This window comes from Bacillus sp. SIMBA_154 (assembly GCF_046536015.1).
Classification (GTDB): Bacteria; Bacillota; Bacilli; order Bacillales; family Bacillaceae; genus Bacillus; species Bacillus pumilus_P.
Genome location: NZ_JAWJBV010000465.1, coordinates 1 through 252 on the forward strand (window position 1 = coordinate 1; position 252 = coordinate 252).

Below are 252 nucleotides of genomic sequence, written 5' to 3' on the forward strand. Positions count from 1 at the left end.
TACTCTGAAACAGCCAAGTCTAAATCTGATTCTTCAATAGTAAACGCACCTACCACGGTTCCATCAGCTGCATCTTCAGAAACACTAAACTCACCACCAATCAACATTGGTGCTTCAACGTCTGGTAATTCTAGGTCTTCAGCTGCCATCACTTTAATAATGTTAGTACCTGATGATAGTACAAAAGGACCATTTGCTGATACTACCGCTTTTTCTCCTGGCTTGATTGAAGTAACCACTTCATCAGTTGCC

General features: G+C 41.3%; 1 protein-coding gene. It reads right to left on the bottom strand.

Annotation, left to right across the window (positions count from 1 at the left end):
- On the bottom strand, positions 1-252 hold a 252-nt coding region (locus R0K30_RS22795; protein WP_410613220.1), incomplete at both ends, for a hypothetical protein.